The sequence below is a fragment of the Pseudanabaena sp. PCC 9330 genome (genome assembly GCF_055795045.1).
In genome coordinates this window covers 21,125-39,081 of the sequence record NZ_JAYFES010000115.1, presented here as the reverse complement: position 1 = coordinate 39,081, position 17,957 = coordinate 21,125, and the positions used below count along the sequence as shown (strand labels likewise).

General features: G+C 60.4%; 17 protein-coding genes. 10 read left to right on the top strand and 7 right to left on the bottom strand.

The features are described from left to right. Window positions 1-53 precede the first annotated feature (53 nt). Both AC0QKW_RS17540 and AC0QKW_RS17535 read right to left on the bottom strand, forming a co-directional pair. Window positions 54-977: a glycosyltransferase family 2 protein gene (locus AC0QKW_RS17540; RefSeq protein ID WP_473152381.1), complete on the bottom strand. Its 924-nt coding sequence runs from the start codon at window positions 975-977 to the stop codon at window positions 54-56. A gap of 44 nt (window positions 978-1,021) precedes the next feature. Further along, window positions 1,022-2,071, bottom strand: a complete 1,050-nt coding sequence (locus tag AC0QKW_RS17535; protein ID WP_473152380.1) for a glycosyltransferase family 2 protein — start codon at window positions 2,069-2,071, stop codon at window positions 1,022-1,024. A gap of 256 nt (window positions 2,072-2,327) precedes the next feature. On the opposite strand from AC0QKW_RS17535, the gene AC0QKW_RS17530 reads away from it, so the two are divergent. After that, entirely contained in the window at window positions 2,328-2,648 is a 321-nt protein-coding gene (locus tag AC0QKW_RS17530) for a TMEM14 family protein (protein WP_473152379.1), read from the top strand. Between the two features lie 55 nt (window positions 2,649-2,703). Here the strand turns inward: AC0QKW_RS17530 and AC0QKW_RS17525 are convergent, their stop codons facing one another. After that, window positions 2,704-3,711, bottom strand: a complete 1,008-nt coding sequence (locus AC0QKW_RS17525; protein ID WP_473152378.1) for an S-layer homology domain-containing protein — start codon at window positions 3,709-3,711, stop codon at window positions 2,704-2,706. A 132-nt stretch (window positions 3,712-3,843) separates the two neighbouring features. Here AC0QKW_RS17525 and AC0QKW_RS17520 point away from each other — a divergent pair, with 132 nt between their 5' ends. From AC0QKW_RS17520 to AC0QKW_RS17500, 5 genes are all read left to right on the top strand, one after another. Then, window positions 3,844-4,776, top strand: coding sequence for a nucleoside hydrolase (locus AC0QKW_RS17520; protein WP_473152377.1), 933 nt, complete (start codon window positions 3,844-3,846; stop codon window positions 4,774-4,776). Window positions 4,777-4,818: 42 nt separating this feature from the next. Next, window positions 4,819-5,406, top strand: a complete 588-nt coding sequence (locus AC0QKW_RS17515) for a hypothetical protein (protein ID WP_473152376.1) — start codon at window positions 4,819-4,821, stop codon at window positions 5,404-5,406. A 50-nt stretch (window positions 5,407-5,456) separates the two neighbouring features. Continuing rightward, window positions 5,457-5,768, top strand: coding sequence for a BMC domain-containing protein (locus AC0QKW_RS17510; protein ID WP_473152375.1), 312 nt, complete (start codon window positions 5,457-5,459; stop codon window positions 5,766-5,768). Between the two features lie 134 nt (window positions 5,769-5,902). Next, window positions 5,903-6,250 (top strand): carbon dioxide-concentrating mechanism protein CcmK, encoded by a 348-nt coding sequence (locus tag AC0QKW_RS17505; protein ID WP_073609987.1) that lies wholly within the window; start codon window positions 5,903-5,905, stop codon window positions 6,248-6,250. Window positions 6,251-6,591: 341 nt separating this feature from the next. After that, window positions 6,592-7,230, top strand: coding sequence for a Uma2 family endonuclease (locus tag AC0QKW_RS17500; RefSeq protein WP_473152374.1), 639 nt, complete (start codon window positions 6,592-6,594; stop codon window positions 7,228-7,230). A gap of 35 nt (window positions 7,231-7,265) precedes the next feature. Here AC0QKW_RS17500 and msrB read toward each other — a convergent pair whose 3' ends face one another. After that, window positions 7,266-7,796, bottom strand: coding sequence for a peptide-methionine (R)-S-oxide reductase MsrB (gene msrB / locus AC0QKW_RS17495; RefSeq protein WP_473152373.1), 531 nt, complete (start codon window positions 7,794-7,796; stop codon window positions 7,266-7,268). 235 nt (window positions 7,797-8,031) lie between these two features. On the opposite strand from msrB, the gene AC0QKW_RS17490 reads away from it, so the two are divergent. From AC0QKW_RS17490 to AC0QKW_RS17475, 4 genes are all read left to right on the top strand, one after another. Continuing rightward, window positions 8,032-8,676, top strand: coding sequence for a histidine phosphatase family protein (locus tag AC0QKW_RS17490; RefSeq protein ID WP_473152372.1), 645 nt, complete (start codon window positions 8,032-8,034; stop codon window positions 8,674-8,676). A gap of 12 nt (window positions 8,677-8,688) precedes the next feature. Next, complete coding sequence (locus tag AC0QKW_RS17485) at window positions 8,689-9,342, top strand: histidine phosphatase family protein (RefSeq protein ID WP_473152371.1); 654 nt, start codon at window positions 8,689-8,691, stop codon at window positions 9,340-9,342. A gap of 199 nt (window positions 9,343-9,541) precedes the next feature. Next, on the top strand, window positions 9,542-12,631 hold the full coding sequence (locus AC0QKW_RS17480; protein ID WP_473152370.1) for an MFS transporter: 3,090 nt from the start codon (window positions 9,542-9,544) through the stop codon (window positions 12,629-12,631). A 200-nt stretch (window positions 12,632-12,831) separates the two neighbouring features. After that, window positions 12,832-14,067: a PQQ-dependent sugar dehydrogenase gene (locus tag AC0QKW_RS17475; protein WP_473152369.1), complete on the top strand. Its 1,236-nt coding sequence runs from the start codon at window positions 12,832-12,834 to the stop codon at window positions 14,065-14,067. 261 nt (window positions 14,068-14,328) lie between these two features. Here AC0QKW_RS17475 and AC0QKW_RS17470 read toward each other — a convergent pair whose 3' ends face one another. From AC0QKW_RS17470 to AC0QKW_RS17460, 3 genes are all read right to left on the bottom strand, one after another. Beyond that, complete coding sequence (locus tag AC0QKW_RS17470; protein ID WP_473152368.1) at window positions 14,329-14,553, bottom strand: DUF2811 domain-containing protein; 225 nt, start codon at window positions 14,551-14,553, stop codon at window positions 14,329-14,331. 615 nt (window positions 14,554-15,168) lie between these two features. Next, entirely contained in the window at window positions 15,169-16,953 is a 1,785-nt protein-coding gene (locus AC0QKW_RS17465; protein WP_473152367.1) for an NAD+ synthase, read from the bottom strand. A 25-nt stretch (window positions 16,954-16,978) separates the two neighbouring features. Next, on the bottom strand, window positions 16,979-17,956 hold the full coding sequence (locus tag AC0QKW_RS17460) for a DNA-methyltransferase (protein WP_473152366.1): 978 nt from the start codon (window positions 17,954-17,956) through the stop codon (window positions 16,979-16,981). Window position 17,957 lies beyond the last annotated feature (1 nt).

Sequence of the window (17,957 nt, the reverse complement as noted above, 5' to 3'; positions counted from 1 at the left end):
GTAGTGCTCAGCGAAATCGGGTAGGCGAAATCAAAGACGGAATTGAGGAATAATCAAGCGCGTTTTGAAACGCCCCCTAACTTAAGGCGCAGCTTTTCCCATGCGCTAATGTAGCGCAGGCGCAGCAGTAGCAGCAGCAGCCCGATACCCTGGGGCAGGGTAGTTACCAGGGGGTTGTTAAAGACGCTGATGGCAAAGTTGACCGGGGGGGTTAAATCGTTGCGGATGAGTTTAGAAAACACCAAGTTGCGTTTTAGCCAGTGAGGCTCTGACTTAACGTAATAGTCGTATAAACCGCCAGCGGCGCGCTCTGTCCGCTGTCGCAGAGCACCCCAGGTGGGCCGGGCCGGATGTTGCACTATGACATCGGGAGCATATATTTGCAGGTAGTTGGCCAGATAGACCCGATGCCCCCACTCAAAGTCACCAAAAGACTTGAGCGTATGCATAAATGGCCCTACCTGATCGATGACCTGACGGCGGGTAAAGACGTTGGCAGTAGCACCGCTCTTGTGCTCCTTTAGGTGCTGTTCTTGGGGAAACCCGATCACCATTTGATACCTCTCGACCAGGTTGGGGCTAGTCGAGTTTTTGGTAAAAACGTCGATTTTGCCAACCACCATGCCGCAGTCTGGGTGTTGATTGAGCTGATCGACGCCGCGCTCGAGCCAGTCTGGAGAAGGGATGCAGTCGGCATCGGTAAAGGCAATGATTTCTCCTCGGGCTAGGGTGAGGCCCCGGTTACGGGCGGCGTAGGAGCCTACGATCGCCTCTTCGGCAAACCGGGTGCCTGAGTAGGAGGTCACCAGAGTTTTGATAGCGTCGCGGTCGGCAGAGCCATTGTCGACGACGATGACCTCAAAGTGCGATCGCCCATAGGTTTGCTGCGCTAGAGCTGCTAGACATAGCTGCAAGCCTTCTAGATCATTAAAAACTGGAATAATCACTGAAACAAAAGGCTGCGACAACTCTGCCATGGGCTGATCCTCCTTGTCACACTCCAAGTTAGTTGCCTTCCAAGTCAGTCTCCTTGGCGTAGGGCTAAGACCGACCCCTGGGGTAGAGGCAACCGTTGCCAGCGATAAGCCGCACAGCCGTAGGCAAAGGCCGCCCCACCGTAGAGAAAGTAGAACCAGTGCCAGGGAATTACCCTCAAGGTAAACAGCCAGCCGCGCTTTTGATAAAAGAAGCGGTACACTCTCCAGTTGATCGCCAACAGTCCGACCATAGACAGCAGTGAGACGATCCACAGCGGCGGCCACAGCGCTCCCCCGCCCAGGCTACTCACCAGGGCAAAGCTCAGAATTACGCTGTAGCGGTTTGAGCGATCGAGATTGAGATCATTCATTGGCTGGCGCTGGTCTAAGATCAGCTCTGTCCAGGGCAGGGCGCGGTAGAGCACCTCGGCCCGCAGCAGCGACAGGGGTCGCCAGCACTTCAGGTGCTTGACCTGAATATGCTTACACAGTTGCAGACTATACCCTGCGGCCTTGAGCCGATAGCCTAGCTCAATATCTTCGACACAGGGCTTGCGGTAGCGCTCATCAAACCCGCCCACGGCCCTAAACACCTCTGCCCGCACGGCTCCACAAGCTCCCCAAAACGTAGAGGCTTCTTCGCGGCCCACCTGATGGGTGTAGTGATGCAGCAGATTTTTGTACTGCGACAAAAAGTTGTCGGCCCCTGGCTGATCGTCGTAGGAGCCGATCAGAGCGGCCAGAGCACCATCCTGCTGAAACGCCTGCTCAACCTGGGCAATGGTGTCGCGCCCCACGGTGACATCGGCATCGATAAAAAACAAAATATCGCCCGAGGCCAGGCTGGCCCCCCGATTGCGGGCGCGGGCAGGCCCCCCTGAGGTCTCGTAGCGAAACACCTTGGCCCCCCAGGCTTCGGCTATCTGCCATGAGCCGTCGGTGTCGCCATCGGCCACCACGATGACCTCGTCGGGAGGGCGGCTCGACTGGCCCAGGCTGCTGAGGCACAGCCGAAAGCTCTTACCGCCGTTGTACACGGGAACAATCACAGAGACGATCGCAGGCATCGATCGCGGCGATGCAGGGTCGGTCATGGGAGGGGTAGTCGGATGCATGGGCAGCATGTCTCAGCCAACAAGGGCAATCTCAGGGTGGGCAATTAGCTCTATAGCTTGGCCAGACCCTGATCCTAAAGGGCAAGATCTGTGGCCACGCTCAGCCCTTACCGTTGCCCCAAGACCGTAAAGCTTTTGCCAAGCTTGGGCCAACAACCTAGGGCGATCTTCATTTAGCCTTTACAACTATTCTGGCTCGGCTATAGCCTGGGAGTAAATTGAGCCGTTGCGTCCTATGCCTACCGGAGCCCTATTTGCGATCGCCTACGCCGTCCTCTCTGCCGTTGGCGGCTTGATGGGCTACGCCCAAGCCCGCAGCCAGGTATCGCTGGTTAGCGGCCTCGCCAGTGCCACTCTGCTGCTGCTGGGGGCTTGGCTGTGGCAGGCGGGTTCGCCGGGCGGGGCGGGCATGGCCATGGGGGTGACCGCTGCCCTGGTGTTTATCTTTATTCGTCGGTGGATGCAGACGCGCAAAGCCATGCCCGCTGTCATCATGATCGCGGCTGGGGTGCTGGCGTTTGTGGGCATGGGGCTGTCTTTGGTGGGCGTTCTCTAGGCACCCCCGAGGGCAATGGTCAAGGGCTGTAAGGGGTCGGAAATAGCTTGGGCACTTAGAGCGTGTTGGCCGGGGTGGCGGATGCTGGGGAGTCGGCTTGGCCACTGGGGCGCTGCAGCAGATCTGCGGCAGAGATGCCGTCGGTTTGGGTGCCAAAGCGCCACAGGGCAGCAGCGGCCTCGGCCTGGGAGACCCCCTTTTGGGGCTGAAACAGGGTCGTAAAGCCAAAGGCGCGGCGAATGTTGGCAAAGTCGCCATTTTGATGGTCAGCTAGCACCGCCCGCAGCGCTAGGGGCTCAATCTGGGCCGTGTCTTGAAAGCCCCAGACCGTGGTGACGGCATCGGCGGTGGCCGTAGGTAGGGCCGTGCGCGAGTCGAGGGGCACCTTCCACAGCACCAGGGCTTCGCGGGTGAGGGGGGCCTCGGGACGAAAGGTGACGGCGGTGGCGTTGCCGGTCTTAGCACTGGGAATGATGCCCGCCTCGGCTAGCCCCTGAATGGCGGCAAAGTTGGGGTGCGAACCGGGCACATCCTGAAACACCGGAGTGGTGCTGCTGGTGGCTGGGCGAATGCGCTTGGTGGGCTGGTCTTGGTAGAACCGGTTGTTGGCGGTCAGCAGCCACTGGGCAAATTCGCCTCGGGTAATCGACTGGTTGGGCCTAAAGTCTAGGGAGGGCGCGGTGCCCGAGGTAGATGACTGGTTACCTTCAGAACCGTTACCCAGGGCCAGCCAGTCTTGCACGTAGGGGCGCAAATCGTCGGGCACTTCGCTGAGCAACGCAGACCCGCCACCCTGGGGTGCACCCGGAGCCGGCCTGTCGACGACGGGAGTTTCGTCCTCAGGCGCGGCGATCGCGGTTTCTGCCCCTGCCTCTGCCTCTGGATCGTCTACATCGCCCGGGGTCTCGGGCTGCACTTCTGGCTCTGTATCGCTAAAGACCGGGCGATCTTGCAGCTGAGGGTCGGCCTGGAGCGACTCTTGCAGGCTACCGGCACAGCCCGAGACCAGCAGCAGCCCCAGGCCCGATAGCAAAACAGTTGTCCGACGAAGCGCAGCAGACAAGGGCGAACCTCCTTCAGGGGGGGATTTTTAGCAACAGCTCTGTACTTATTTTACGGTAGCGCCGCTTGGCTCGGCTGGCGGTACTGTGCCACCCCTGTGGCTATTGTGTAGAGATTGCGCACGAGGCTGTCTATGGCTGCAAAACCCTTGATCATTGACTGCGACCCTGGGGTAGACGATGCGATCGCCCTTCTGCTCGCCTTCGCCAGCCCTGACGAATTTGACCTGCTGGGGATCACCACCGTAGCGGGCAACGTGCCCCTGGCGCTGACGACAGCCAATGCTCGCCGCATCTGCCAACTGGCCCAGCGTACCGATGTGCCGGTGTACGCAGGCTGCCCGCGCCCGCTGCTGCGATCGCTCACTACCGCCGCAGAGGTTCACGGTGCTACCGGCCTCCAGGGCGCTGAGCTGCCCGAGCCCACCATGGCGCTGCAATCGCAGCACGCTGTCGCATTTTTAATTGAACGCCTCACTACCACCCCTGCGCCAATTACCATCGCCACCCTTGGCCCGCTGACAAATTTGGCTGTAGCGCTGATTCAGTGCCCGGCGATCGCCCAAGGTATCGACCAGATTGTCATGATGGGCGGATCCCTCGGCGGTGGCAACATCACCCCCGCCGCCGAGTTTAATGTCTATGTCGACCCCCACGCGGCCAAGGTCGTAGTGGATGCCGGTCTGTCTCTGATCATGCTCGGGCTGGATGTGACCCACCAGGTAGTGACCACCCCTGCACGGCTGGCAACGCTAGAAAACCTGGGCACCCAGGTGGGCAAAGCCGCCGCTGGCATGCTGCGCCACTACGGCCAGATCGATATAGAACGCCACGGCCTCTCGGCACCGCCCCTCCACGATCCCTGTGTGATCGCCTACCTGCTGCGCCCCGACCTCTTTACCGGTCGCCCCATGGTGCTAGCCGTTGAAACTGAGGGCTCTCTGTGTCTGGGGCGCACCGTCGCCAACGCCTATCCGACGATCGCTGCAGCCAACGCCACTGTGATCGAAACCGTCGATGCCGAGGGTTTCTACACACTTTTGACAGAACGCCTGGGGAAACTATAGCTGGGCACAAAACGGCCCGTTGGGGGTTGGTAAGATAGCCCTATGAGCTACACCACCGAACAACTCCTAGAGTTTCTCGATCGCGAGCTGCGCGCCACCTGGAAGGGTGAGCGGGTGGTGCTCTCCTCGGTCGATCGCATCGACAACCCGGTGCTCTCGAAGGCGATCGGGGCTGACAAGCTCAGCAAAGTGTTTGCCATCCAAGACTTTCGCGCCCAGATTCACGACTACCAGCACCAGCACAGCGTGTCGGGGCTGGTGTGGCACACCTGCCAGTTTCAGGGTCGCAGCATTCGGGTACCCGAGCTGCACCCCCAGCTGATCGCCATCCCCGCCGACAAGGCAGCGCTGGTGACGGCAAAGCCTGCCGTGGTTGACTTTTGGCGACAGGCGATCGCCGGACTGCGCCTGTGGGTGGCCGGGGGCGATCCCCAGATCACCACCCTAGAGGCGGTAGAAAATCGCATTGCTGCCAGCGAGTGGGCCGAGCTATCGGCGACCCGCACCGAGCTTTACCTGAGTCTGTGCTGGGGTGATCCCAAAGACTGCCACTGCGACTGGGCCAAGCCAGCGTCGGGGTGCGATCGCATCATCGCCACCGCCGGAGAACCCAGCGGTATCAAGGTGTAGTTTAATGTTGGGTAATGCCCAACATTAAACTACACCAAGGATAAAGACCTATGGCGATCGCAGTCGGCGTCATCGAAACCCAGACCTTTCCAGCGGTGCTGGCTGCCGCCGACGCCATGGTCAAAGCGGGCAATGTCACCGTTTCGGTGCAAGATCGGTCTGAGAGTGGCCGACAGTTTGTGGTGATTCGCGGTCTGGTGGCAGAGGTCAAGCGGGCTATGGAAGCCGGTCTCATCGCCGCCAATGCCTGCCCCAATCTGGCCGAGGTCACCACCCATGTGATCATTCCTAACCCCACCGACAACGTCGACGCGATTTTGCCGATTGGCTTTACCCCGGCCTCAGAGCCGTTTCGGGTGTAGAGCTCGGCGGGTATCAGTCTGACTATTACAACTCCCCACAGTCTTTAATAAATCGACACGGCGCGATCGCTACCACCGCCCCGTACAATAAAGGTTGAATTTTTTACCCACAAAGCTTTCTCAGGAGTACAACCATGCCACAGGCCGTCGGGTCGCTCGAAACCAGAGGGTTTCCCCCGGTGCTAGCCGCCGCCGATGCAATGGTTAAAGCCGGGCGCGTGACGCTCATTGGCTACATTCGCGCCGGTAGTGCCCGCTTCGCCATCAACATTCGTGGCGATGTCTCCGAAGTCAAGGCCGCCATGGCCGCTGGGGTAGAAGCCGCCGAAAAGACCCCCGGCGGCATTCTCGAAACCTGGGTGATCATTCCTCGCCCCCACGAAAACGTGGTCGCGGTACTGCCGATCGAGTTCAACGAAGAGACCGAGATCTTCCGTCAGGCCGTCGAGCAACCCATTTTGCCCGGCTCTACCGGTCGCTAGAACCCCCACCCATCAGGCCCCAGGATGCTGAGGTGAGTAGCCAGTTACTTTGGCTTTTTCACAGAAGGATTCTGGGGTTTTTCTCATACAGTTCCGATAGGTTAAACCTGCTGCCTGCTGTTGCTAGTGCAGCGTCAGCGCTAAGAATTAGGATTAGTGTTTCCCGAAAGTCTTTCTTGACAGGCTTTTCAAAAGATGGCAGTCCTAAAGTTTAAGTCTTGACGCTGACTAGTTAGAGGGCTAAGTGTTTATGATCAAAGTCAGCTACCGCGTAGCTACTAGCTAGAGCAGGCACCGCCTACCCTTTACCCAAGCACCCATCTCTCACCTCAGGCGTCACCATGACTGCCACCCTGATTCAAAGCCCCGATCGCGTCATCTTGCACAACATTAGCTGGCAGACCTACCGTTCGCTGGTTAATGACTTTGAGCAAGAACCGGCTATCCGTCTGACCTACGATCTCGGTACCCTCGAAATTCGGATGCCCCTCGATCCTCACGAAACGTTCAAGAAGCTGCTGGGTCGGTTGATCGAAGCAGCGACAGAAGAACTGGGGCTAGAAATTCGCAGTTTGGGCTCACGAACCTGCGATCGCGCTGACCTGGCCAAAGGACTCGAACCCGACCAGTGCTACTACATTCAGCACGAGGCCGAAGTCCGTGGTGTCACCCAAATCGACCTAGCCTGCTACCCACCTCCAGACCTGGCGGTAGAGATTGACATCACCAGCAGCTCCCTCAATCGTCTAGAGATTTACTCAGCTCTGCGCATTCCAGAGCTCTGGCGATTTGATGGCACCAGCTTGACGATTTACACTCTGCAAGGCGAAAGCTATGCTCTCAGCCCTACCAGCGTAGCTCTACCACCGCTAACTGACAGCGACTTAGAGCGGTTTCTACAGCTCCAGCCCACCACTGGCGAAAACAGCCTGGTCAGACAGTTTCGCCAGTGGCTGATCAGTCAAATCCCCCGCGCCTAAATCATGACGCGGAGGATGTGCAGGCGGGCAAATACCTAAGCCTCTGCTGGTACAAACTCCAGAGAGACGCCATTCATGCAGTAGCGCTGGCCCGTGGGGGCAGGCCCGTCGGGGAAGACGTGACCCAGATGCCCGCCACAGGTGGCACAGTGCACCTCAACCCGAGTCATAAAGAAGGAGCGATCGGTGGTGGTGGCAATGGCCCCCTCAATGGGCGCATAGAAGCTCGGCCAGCCGGTGCCGCTGTTGAATTTGGTGTCGGACGTAAATAGGGGTGTGCCGCAGCCCGAGCACTTGAAGGTGCCAGGTTCGTAGACCTTGTCTAGGGGGCTAGACCCAGCCCGCTCGGTGCCGTGCTGGCGCAGCACCCGAAACTGCTCAGGGGTCAGCTGTTCACGCCATTCGGTTTCGGTTTTGTTGACGGTAAATTGCTCGTTGGTGGTAGCCATAGGGTTGGGTTGCTTGGTGTCTAGTTGATTAGAGAAAACTTCAGCGGTGAAATTGCTCAAAAGCCAGGTGCCGCCTACAACGGCGGTGCCCGCTTCCAATAGCCTACGTCGCTTCATGGCGGGGTAACGGTAGAGGTTTTTGACGGCTGATCGCGGCCAGATGCCTCGATCTTGGCCTTGTTTTATTTAAGTTAACGTATCTGCCTGGGGCAAGGCTGATAGCCAGCTGAGAATTGAGAGTCTTATACAATTCTGAACCTGTTTTGGTAGGTCTGAGCCGTAGGTTAGATTAGGGGTGAAAGGGCCATTGCTACATCCCTGCTACCCCGCCCAGACTTACCGACAGGAGCCGATGGGAGTTTTTCTCTACTTTTTGCGCCACGGCCAAACCGCCTACAGTCTGACGGGTGGCTACTGCGGTATGCCTGAAAACGACCCTGGCCTGACGGCTGAAGGGGTGGCCATGGCGGCGGAGTTTGCTGAGACCTACTGCCACCTGCCCTGGACTGCGGCCTACGTCAGCCCCCTGCGGCGGGCGGTAGAGACGGCCCGGCCTCTGTGCGACAGCCTGGGTCTAGAGATGCAGCTGCGCGACGGGCTGCGGGAAGTAATGTATGGCCGCTGGGAGGGCATGCACCCCACGGCGGTAGATCGCGAGCACCACGACGAGTATGTGGCCTGGCTGACCGACCCGGCCTGGTATGCCCCGGTGGGGGGCGAGCGGGCGGTAGATATTGCCCGGCGCTCGGCCCAGGTACTCGATGAGATTGAGCACCGCCACACCAGCGGCCACATTTTGCTGGTCTCCCACAAGGCCACCATTCGCATTATGCTGTGCACCCTGCTGGGCATCGATGTGGGCCGCTACCGCGATCGCATGGATATGCCCGTGGCTGCGGTCAGTGTGGTCGAGCTGAGCCAGCGGGGGCCATTGTTTCACACCATTGCCGATCGCTCTCACCTGAGCGAAGAGCTGCGATCGCTGCCCTGCACCTGAGGACTGCACCCCATGCCCCTGAGGCTTTACCTACTCCGCAATGCCGAAACCGAGTACTGCCGCACGGGCCGCTACTGTAGCCGCGACGGGGTGGCGCTCACCGAGCAGGGGCAGCAGATGGCCGACTACTTTGCCAAGGCTTACCACCACCTCGACTGGAAGGCAATGTTTTGTAGCCCTCTCAACCATGCCGCTGCCACCCTCCAGCCCCTGAGCCAGATTACGGGGCTGGAGATACAGCAGCGCCACGACCTGCGAGAGCTGGCCTTTGGCCAGTGGGAGGGCATGGCCCCAGCCGAGGTCAACCGAGTCTTCCACGACGACTACATTCGCTGGCTGGCCGACCCCGCCTGGAACAGGCCCACCCAGGGCGAAAAGGCCATGCAGGTGGCCCGCCGCAGCTCTGGCGTGCTGGCCGAAATCGAAGACACCTACCCCGACGGTAACGTGCTGGTGGTCTCCCACAAGGCTACCCTGCGGATCATGCTCTGCACCTTGCTGGGCATTGATGTGGGCCGCTACCGCGATCGCCTGGCCATGCCCGTCACCGCCGTCTCTCTGGTCGAGCTGATGGAGTATGGCCCCTTTGTGCGCCAGCTCAACGACTGCACCCACCTGCCCCTGCATCTGCGCCGCCCCTGGGCTGGCAACGGCTCCGATGGCTAAGATTCTGGCTCGAAAGGATCTTCCCTGCATTGGGCAAACAACCGTTTGCCCCTACGGCTAACCCTTCCCCACTCACCCTCCCCCTCTTCCCCAAGCAACCTCTACCCAACGAAATATCCCCCCTGCCAGATGGCAGCACCCTGAAAAGCCGCTCTCATGAAGGAGAAGAGCGCAGAGGGATGCCCTAATGATTGGCCTGATGATTGGATGGTTGAGTGAGCTACAGACTCAAGGTACGCTTGGGCTGCTGCTAGCCCAGGCCCCGGTAGTCGATCCACAGATTACAACTCCGGAGGAGGCCGCCCTGATTTTTTCGGGGCCGCAGTTTTTTATTGCCCTGGTATCGGGCCTGGTGTTGGCCTTTGGGTTTCAGCTGTTGCTGACCAACCTGTCGGTAGCGGTGGGTATTTCTGCCATCGGGCCGGTCAACGCTAGCCGCCGCTCGTCGAGCAGCGGGGGCAGCACGCCGCCGATCGCCACAGCGGTTGGTGTTTGGACGATTATTACAGTGAGTCTGGCGCTGTTTTTTGGCTGCCTGCTAGCGGTCAAGCTCAGCCTCTACAGCAGTGCTCTGCTGGGAGCGATCACGGGCCTGGTGGTGTGGGGCACCTATTTTTGCCTGCTGTTTTGGGTCAGCTCTACCACCGTGGGCTCGTTGATTGGCTCGGTGGTGAAGACGGCTACCTCTAGTTTTCAATCGCTGGTGGGCACCGCTACCAGCGCCTTGGCGGCCAAAGCAGCCAGCAACCAGGTGGTCGCCACTGCCGAAGCTACTGCCGCCGCCGTGCGCCAAGAACTCATGACCGGGTGGAACGACACCGACATTAAAGAAACCCTGCGCGACTATTTGAGCAATCTGCAATCGCCTACCGTCGATGCCGACGCCCTAGAGTCAGAGTTTGAGCGGCTCTTGCAAGAGTCAGGCGTGGTGGCCCAAGCCGATCGCGATGCCTTGACCCAGCTCGATCGCAGCGTTTTTGAAGATCTGGTCAGCCGCCGCACCGATCTGTCGGCCAAAGAAACTCGCCGCATTGCCGATCGCCTCTACCGCAGCTGGTCTCGGGCCCTCGGCCAGACCCAGGGCCAGGCAGCGGGCCGCAACGGTCTGGCAGAGCTGGCAGAGTATCTGCAATCGGCCAAGCGCGACGACCTGGTGACCGGCAAACTGCGCGATCGCCTCGATCAGCTGCTGTCTGAGGAGGGCCGTTCTTCCTCTGGTGAGGGGGCTGGCTGGCTTCAGCAAGGGTTTGGCCTGCTGATGGGCATTGCTCTGCAGCGCCTCGATCTGTCTGACCTCGACATGGCCGACATTACCGGTCAGCTCAAGGATGCTCAGCACAAGGTGAGCGGTGCCGTAGCGGCGATCGCCGCAGGCGACGACAGCCAACCCTACAGCGTGGTCAAGGCCGATGTCGAAGCCTACCTCTCTAGCGCCTACCCCTGGCAGCTTCAGCCCCAGCGCATGAAGAAAGAATTTTGGGAGGTAATCTACGACCCGTTTGCTGACCCTGGCCAACAACGCCAGACGCTGCAATCGCTCAACCGCAAAGACTTTGCCGATGTTTTGGCCCGACGAGGGCTGTTGACTCAGCAGGAGATTGCTCAGGTCTCAACCCAGCTCGACGACGTGCGCCGCCAGGTGCTAGCCGAAGTGTCAGAACAGTATCGCCTAGAGGCGGCCAAGACCTTGCAAACCCGCGTCTACACCTTCTTGCAGCGCACCGATCGCGAGAGTTTGGTCAGCGGAAACGCCGTTGATACATTTAAAGCAGTCATCGATGACCCCTACGCCGATGCCGAAGACCTGCGCGATCGCTACACCGCCTTTAGCTACAGGGTGTTCAGCGACTCTCTACGGGCTCGGGGCGACCTCAGCGAAGCCGAGATCGACTCCATTGCTCGCCACTTAGAGCAGGCCCTGCACACCGCTCAGGCCGACGCCGTTGGTCTTCAGTCTGCCGCCCAGGCCCGCATCGCAAATCAGCAGCAAGCGCTAGAGCACTACCTGCGCTCGACCGGCAAAAATGAGCTCAATCCCGAGGGCATTAAGGCCGATCTGCAAACCCTGCTCTCTGAGCCCGATGCCGGTCTCCACCGGGTGCGTCAGCGCCTAGCCCAGTTTGACCGCGACACCCTGGTGCAGCTACTCAGCCAGCGCGACGACCTCACCGAGGCCCAGGTGCAGCAGACCCTAGACGAAGTCGAATCGGCTTGGTACAAGACAGTTCACGCGCCCGCTGCCCTCACCGCCCAGGCCAAAGCCAAGTACGACGAGGCCACCCAGGCGATTGAGACCTACCTGCTCAAAACCGGCAAGCCCGAGCTCAACCCCGAGGGCATCAAGCGCGATCTAGAGCTGCTAGTGAACGACCCCAAGCTGGGCTTGCAGGCGGTAAAAGAACGCCTGGCCGACATGGATCGCGACACCCTGGTCAAGCTGCTCAGCCAGCGCGACGACCTCACCGAGGCTGAGGTCAACCAGGTGATCGACGACATGCAAAGCACCGTCAGCGACCTGCTGAAGCTGCCCCAGCGCCTGGCCCGTCGCGCCAAGGCCGAGGTGGTCTCCTTTGAGCAGGCGCTCGAAGACTACCTGCGCAACACCGACAAGGCCGCCCTCAACCCCGAGGGCATCAAGCGCGACCTGCGGCTGCTGCTCGAAGACCCGCGCCTGGGGGCCGATCGCCTGCAAACCCGCCTGAGCATGATCGATCGCGATACCGTTGTGGCCCTGCTGGCCCAGCGCCCCGACATGACCCAGGCCGAGGCCGAGGCCGCTGTCGATCGCGTGCTTGAGATTCGCCACCAGATCATGGATCAGATTCGCCTGGTGCAAGACAAGGTACAGGGTGCGATCGACGGCATTCTCAACCGCATTCGCCAGTACCTCGACTCCCTCGATCGCCCCGAGCTTGACTACTACGGCATCAAGCGCGACCTACAGCAGATGATGGCCGACCCCAAAGCCGGGTTTGACGCCCTACAAACCCGGCTCAGCCAGGTTGACCGCGATACCCTAGTCGCCATCCTCAGCTCCCACGACTCGATCTCCCAGACCGACGCCGAACGGGTGATCGCTCAGGTCGAAGATGTGCGCACCAGCGCCCTCCACAAAGCCGAAAAGCTTGAGCATGAGGTCGAAAAGCGTCTGGCCGAAATGCGCTACCAGGTCGAAAAGCAGGTGGACGACACCCGCAAAACCGCCGCCGCCGCCGCCTGGTGGATCTTTGCCACTGCCACCGTATCGGCCTTTGCCGCTGCGCTGGGTGGTGGTCTGGCCACTCTCTAGGCCCATTGGTTAGGCTAAAGGCAGTCATCCCTACGGGGCTGGCTGCCTTTAGTCTGTGTTTAGACTCTCCCCTCTGGCGGCTGCGAGTTTGATCGCGATTAACCCTAGCGATGCAACTCGCGGCGGCAGAGAGCATGGGTCTCGTCCACCTGGATGCCTGCCCGCCCTGGATGATTCTGTAGAGACCCCTAAATTTAACGATGCGATTCAACCGTTTTTCTGTGCTCTTGGCCCCGCTGGCGATCGCCGTGGGTCTGGTCAGCTGCGCCGCCGCCACCCCGGAGGTAGCCGCCCCCACTACCGACTCTATTACCACTGGCCCAGACTCTGGCCCAGACTCTGGGCCAGAGACAGCCCAAGCTCCGGCTACCGTGGTTGCTTCTGTCGAGCCAGTCACCGTGGTCGAAGGCCTAGAGCACCCCTGGAGCATGGCCTGGCTGCCCAACGGCGACATGCTCGTGACCGAGCGCCCCGGTCGCCTGCGCCGCATTAGCAACGGCGTTTTAGACCCCACCCCCATTGCCGGGGTGCCCGACCTGCTGGCCTTTCGCCAGGGGGGGCTGCTCGACATTGCCCTGCACCCAGAGTTTGCCACCAACGGTCTGGTCTACCTGGCCTACGCCGACGGCACCGAGCAGGCCAACCGCACCCAGGTGGCTCGCGCCCGTCTCCAGGGCAACAGCCTCACTGACTGGACGGTGATTTTTACCAACAATCGCGATAAGGCGGGGGGGCAGCATTTTGGCTCGCGGCTGCTGTGGCTGCCCGACGGCACTCTGCTGGTGGCGGTGGGCGATGGCGGCAACCCCCCGGTAGAGCTAGACGGTGAGCTCATTCGTAACCAGGCCCAAAATCGCCAGACCCTGCTCGGATCTGTGGCCCGCCTGACGGAGACGGGGGCGGCACCCAGCGACAACCCCTTCGTCGGCGATGGGGAGGGCAATCCCTTGCTTTGGAGCTACGGCCACCGCAACATTCAGGGGCTGGCCCTCGACCCGGCCACCAACCAGGTCTGGTCTACAGAACACGGCTCCCGGGGCGGCGATGAGCTCAACCGGCTAGAGCCTGGCGAAAACTACGGCTGGCCGGTAGTCACCTACAGCGAAGAATATTCTGGAGGGCCGGTGTCTAATGAACAGTCGCGGCCAGGAATGGTTGACCCGCTTACCTACTGGACACCGGCCATTGCCCCCTCGGGGCTGGCGATATACCGGGGCGATCGCTATCCCCAGTGGCAGGGACAGGTATTTGCGGGCGGGCTGGTTTCCCAAGATGTAAGACGCCTAGAGATCGACGCCAGCGGCCAGATCGTCAACGAAACCTCGATCGCCATTGGGCAGCGGGTGCGCGACGTGCGCCAGGGGCCAGACGGCTACCTCTACGTGCTCACCGACGCCGCCAACGGCCGTCTGATTCGGTTAGAACCTGCCTCCTAGGCGCTGGGGTGGGCAGTGCCCCTTCAGCGCCTAGGAGGTGGCCACACTATCGGCCACAAACACTAAGGACGCCCCAAACTTGGGGCGTCCTTAGCTTTAATGCAAATAGCTTGTGATCTCGGGGCGGCAAGCAGTGTTTTGTCGGTGGTGCCGTCGCTTCAGCAACAGGAGCTGGGCTGCATCTACAGGCTCCGAAAAAATAGCCTGATTAGCTGACGATCGCTCCGCCTGACATTGGCCCTCAGCGCAGTGGAGACAGACCTAAGCCGCGTAGTCAAAGACAGCATCTAGGTAAAGCCGGTTAATGCGGCGATCGCTAATACCGTTCTGCATCAAAAATAGCGACAGGGCCGCACAAAATACCCGGTGCTGGCTCCACGACGGGTGGGTTTCAACGTAATCACGCATCGCCTCAAACAATTCTTCAGGCACCTCCACATTGAGACTAATTCTCGACGCCATGGCCGCCACTGACTGCTCACTCATGTCCACTTCCCCAACTGAAAAAATCGCCAGCACAATGCCGCCCCTGCCACCCTGCCACTTGGCTGGATCCCTTGTAACAAGAGGGATCTGGCCTACCGACGGGTGGGGACAGAGGGATTGCCTTCGCTGGTCGAATCATTGTCACCAGACTGCTGGGGGATGTCAATCTTGCCAAGGTCACCGCGATCCGCTAGTCATTTTTTGGGCTACACGAGGCTTCAGGGGTTTCAGCGATCCCCGTTTTTTGAGACTGTAGCTGTGACTACTAAGGCGATCGCATGTACTTGTGGAGAATAGGCCGCATGGCCAAAAGGCTCAGCCCCCAGTCCCCCATTCAACCCTGGGGAAAACCCCGCCTTTTCTGGGGAAAACCCTGGGGAAAACCTGGATAAAAAAAGAAGAAAAAATAAAATTCGAGAAGAGTTTTATTTTTTTGCTTACCCAATGAATTGCCTTTTTTAGGATCCAATTTTTCGTTTAAACAGCTAAAGGTTTGCCTCGTCCAAACAGGCCGATCGCTGGGCCAAAAAGCGACAAAATCAGAGTTTTCTCTGTTGTGGCCAGGCGGTTTTAACCACCATCTTTTTATCCCGTTTAGGGATCCTTTTCTACCTATCAGCCCTGGGGTTGCAGCGGGGCCAAACTTGGCCGAGGCGGCAACGCAGTGGGGCTAGTCCAGCGGTTGGCGATGGGCATGCGCCAGCCCATGCCAAAGGCGCGATCGGTCACCTTGAGCACTGGGGGAGCCTGCCGCCGCTTAAACTCGGCCCGCGCCACCAGCCGCACCACCTGCTCGACCACCGCCCCATCGTGGCCCGCCGCTACGATATCGGCCACAGCCTCGTGGCGCTGCACCAGACGATCGAGAATGTCGTCGAGCACCTCGTAGGGGGGCAGCGAGTCTTGGTCAACCTGGCCAGGCTTGAGCTCGGCGCTGGGAGGCTTGGTGAGAATGTTGAGGGGAATGAACGGGGCGGCACTGGTGCGATCGCCCAGACCACCTAAAACCGAGTCTAGGGTTGACTGCTGGCCCTCCCGATTGAGCCACTGACAGAGGGCGTAGACGCGGGTTTTGGGCACATCGGCAATCACCGCCAGACCGCCGTTCATATCGCCGTAGAGGGTGCAGTAGCCCACCGCCATCTCTGACTTGTTGCCGGTAGAGAGCAGCAGGTGTCCAAATTTATTAGAAACCGCCATCAGCAGATTGCCGCGAATCCGTGACTGGATATTTTCTTCGGCCACGCCAGCGTCGGTACCCGCAAACAGCGGCTCTAGCACCTGGTCGTAGGCGGTCATCAGCGGGCCAATGGGGAGGGTCTGATGGTCAATGCCCAGGGTGGTGGCCAGAGCCAGGGCGTCGGTAACCGAGTGGTCTGAGCTGTAAGGCGAGGGCATGAGCACCCCCAGCACCCGATCGGGGCCGAGGGCGGCAGCGGCGATCGCCGCCACCAGCGCCGAGTCAATGCCGCCGCTGAGGCCCAGCACCGCCTTTGAGAAGCCACACTTGCGGGCGTAGTCGCGCACCCCCAGCACCAGGGCCGACCAGATCGCCTCGTTGGTGTCGGCAGGCAGTGGAGCCAGCGCAGCGGGCACCAGGTCGCGTTCGATGGGGTCGTACTCCACTACCGCCAGCCCGCTGTGGTAAGCGGGCAAGCGGGCCACCAGGTCGCCCCGACGATTAAAGGCGAGGCTGGCACCGTCAAAGATCAGATCGTCGTTGGCCCCCACTTGATTAGCGTAGAGAATGGGGCAGCGAAACCGGGTGGCGCTGTGGGTCAGCATTGCCGCCCGCAGCTGGGCTTTGTTGACTGAGTAGGGCGAGGCCGACAGGTTGATCACCAGATCGACCCCGGCCTCGGCCAGATCGGCGACGGGGTTGTGGGGGTAGCTGCGCCCACCCCAAAACTCCTCGTCATTCCACAGGTCTTCGCAGATGGTCACCCCCACCCGCAGCCCCCAGTCGCCCAGGGGCACCGTGAAGCTGCTCGGCCCCTCGCCAGGGGCAAAGTAGCGGTCTTCGTCAAACACGTCGTAGGTGGGCAACAGCTGCTTGTGAAACACCTGCTGCACATGACCGTGCTGGAGCAGAGCGGTGCTGTTAAATAGGGGCTTTTCGCCCGAGTAGCGGGCTTTGGGGTTGGCGGCGGCATAGCCCACCAGCACCGCCATGTGGGGAGGCACCTCGGTGGCCAGAGTGGCTAGGGTCTGGGCCATGGCAGTAATAAAGTCGGGCTGGAGCAGCAGGTCGCGGGGCGGGTAGCCGCAGAGCACCAGCTCGGTGGTGACCAGCACCTGGGCACCTAGATGGTCAGCCTGGCGGGCGGCCTCTAGTACCAGCTGAGCATTGTGGGCTAGGTCGCCAACGGTGGGGTTGAGCTGGGCGATCGCAAATTTCATCGGCGGTACCAACCTTGGGGAAATTTTAGAGTTTGGATTGTTGAGTTTGGAGCGCCCCGTTCTTGCCGGTGCGCTGGGCGGCGAGGGTGTTGCGCTCCCAAAACACGCCGTCGGCATAGCCCTGGATAGCGGGGTCAGCGGCGGCCAGAGCCAGGCGTTTGGCCGCCAGGCAGCAGTAGTCGCGGTCTTGCTCGATGCCCACGTAGTGCCGCCCCAGCTTTTTGGCTACCACGGCGGTGGTGCCGCTGCCGAGAAAGGGATCGAGCACCACATCTCCGCCCTGGGAACTGGCGAGAATCAGTTTGGCCACCAGCTTCTCGGGTTTTTGGGTGGGGTGGTCAGTGTTTTCGGGCATCGACCAAAAGGGCACGGTGATGTCAGTCCAGAGGTTGGAGGGGTGGGTGAGGCGGTATTTTTCTCGGCCATCGTCGTCCCAGTCTTTGGGCTGACCGGCAGCAGTGCGGTAGGGGGCCATCACCTGGCGCTTGAGCTTCACGGCATCGACATCAAAGTAGTAATCGTCAGAGACAGTGCAAAACCAAATGTCTTCGCTGGCGTTCTTCCAGTTGTGCTGGGCACCGCGCCCTTTTTCGCGCTCCCAGGTGATGCGGTTGCGCACGGTGAAGTGCTCGTCAAGCACCGGAAACAGCAGGGTAGAGGTGGCCCAGTCGGCGCAGAAGTAGGCCGAGGCGGTGGGCTTGAGCAGGGGCTTGACCTGGGGGATCCATTGCTGGAGCCAGGCGGTATAGGTGGGGCGATCGCACTTGCTAAACCGGCTGCCGTTAAAGTTTTTGGTCAGGTTGTAGGGCGGGTCCACAATCAGCAGATCGACAAAGCCCAGGGGCAGGTGGGGCAGTGCCGCCAGCAAGTCCTGATGGATGATGGTGTCGAGCATGGCCGCCACCGCAACAGATTGATCTAAGGTAAGGAGCGATCGCCCCAAAACCTCCCGCTCCTCCGCCAGCAGGCTCATCGTTCGATTTCGCGGCGCTCTAGATTTCATG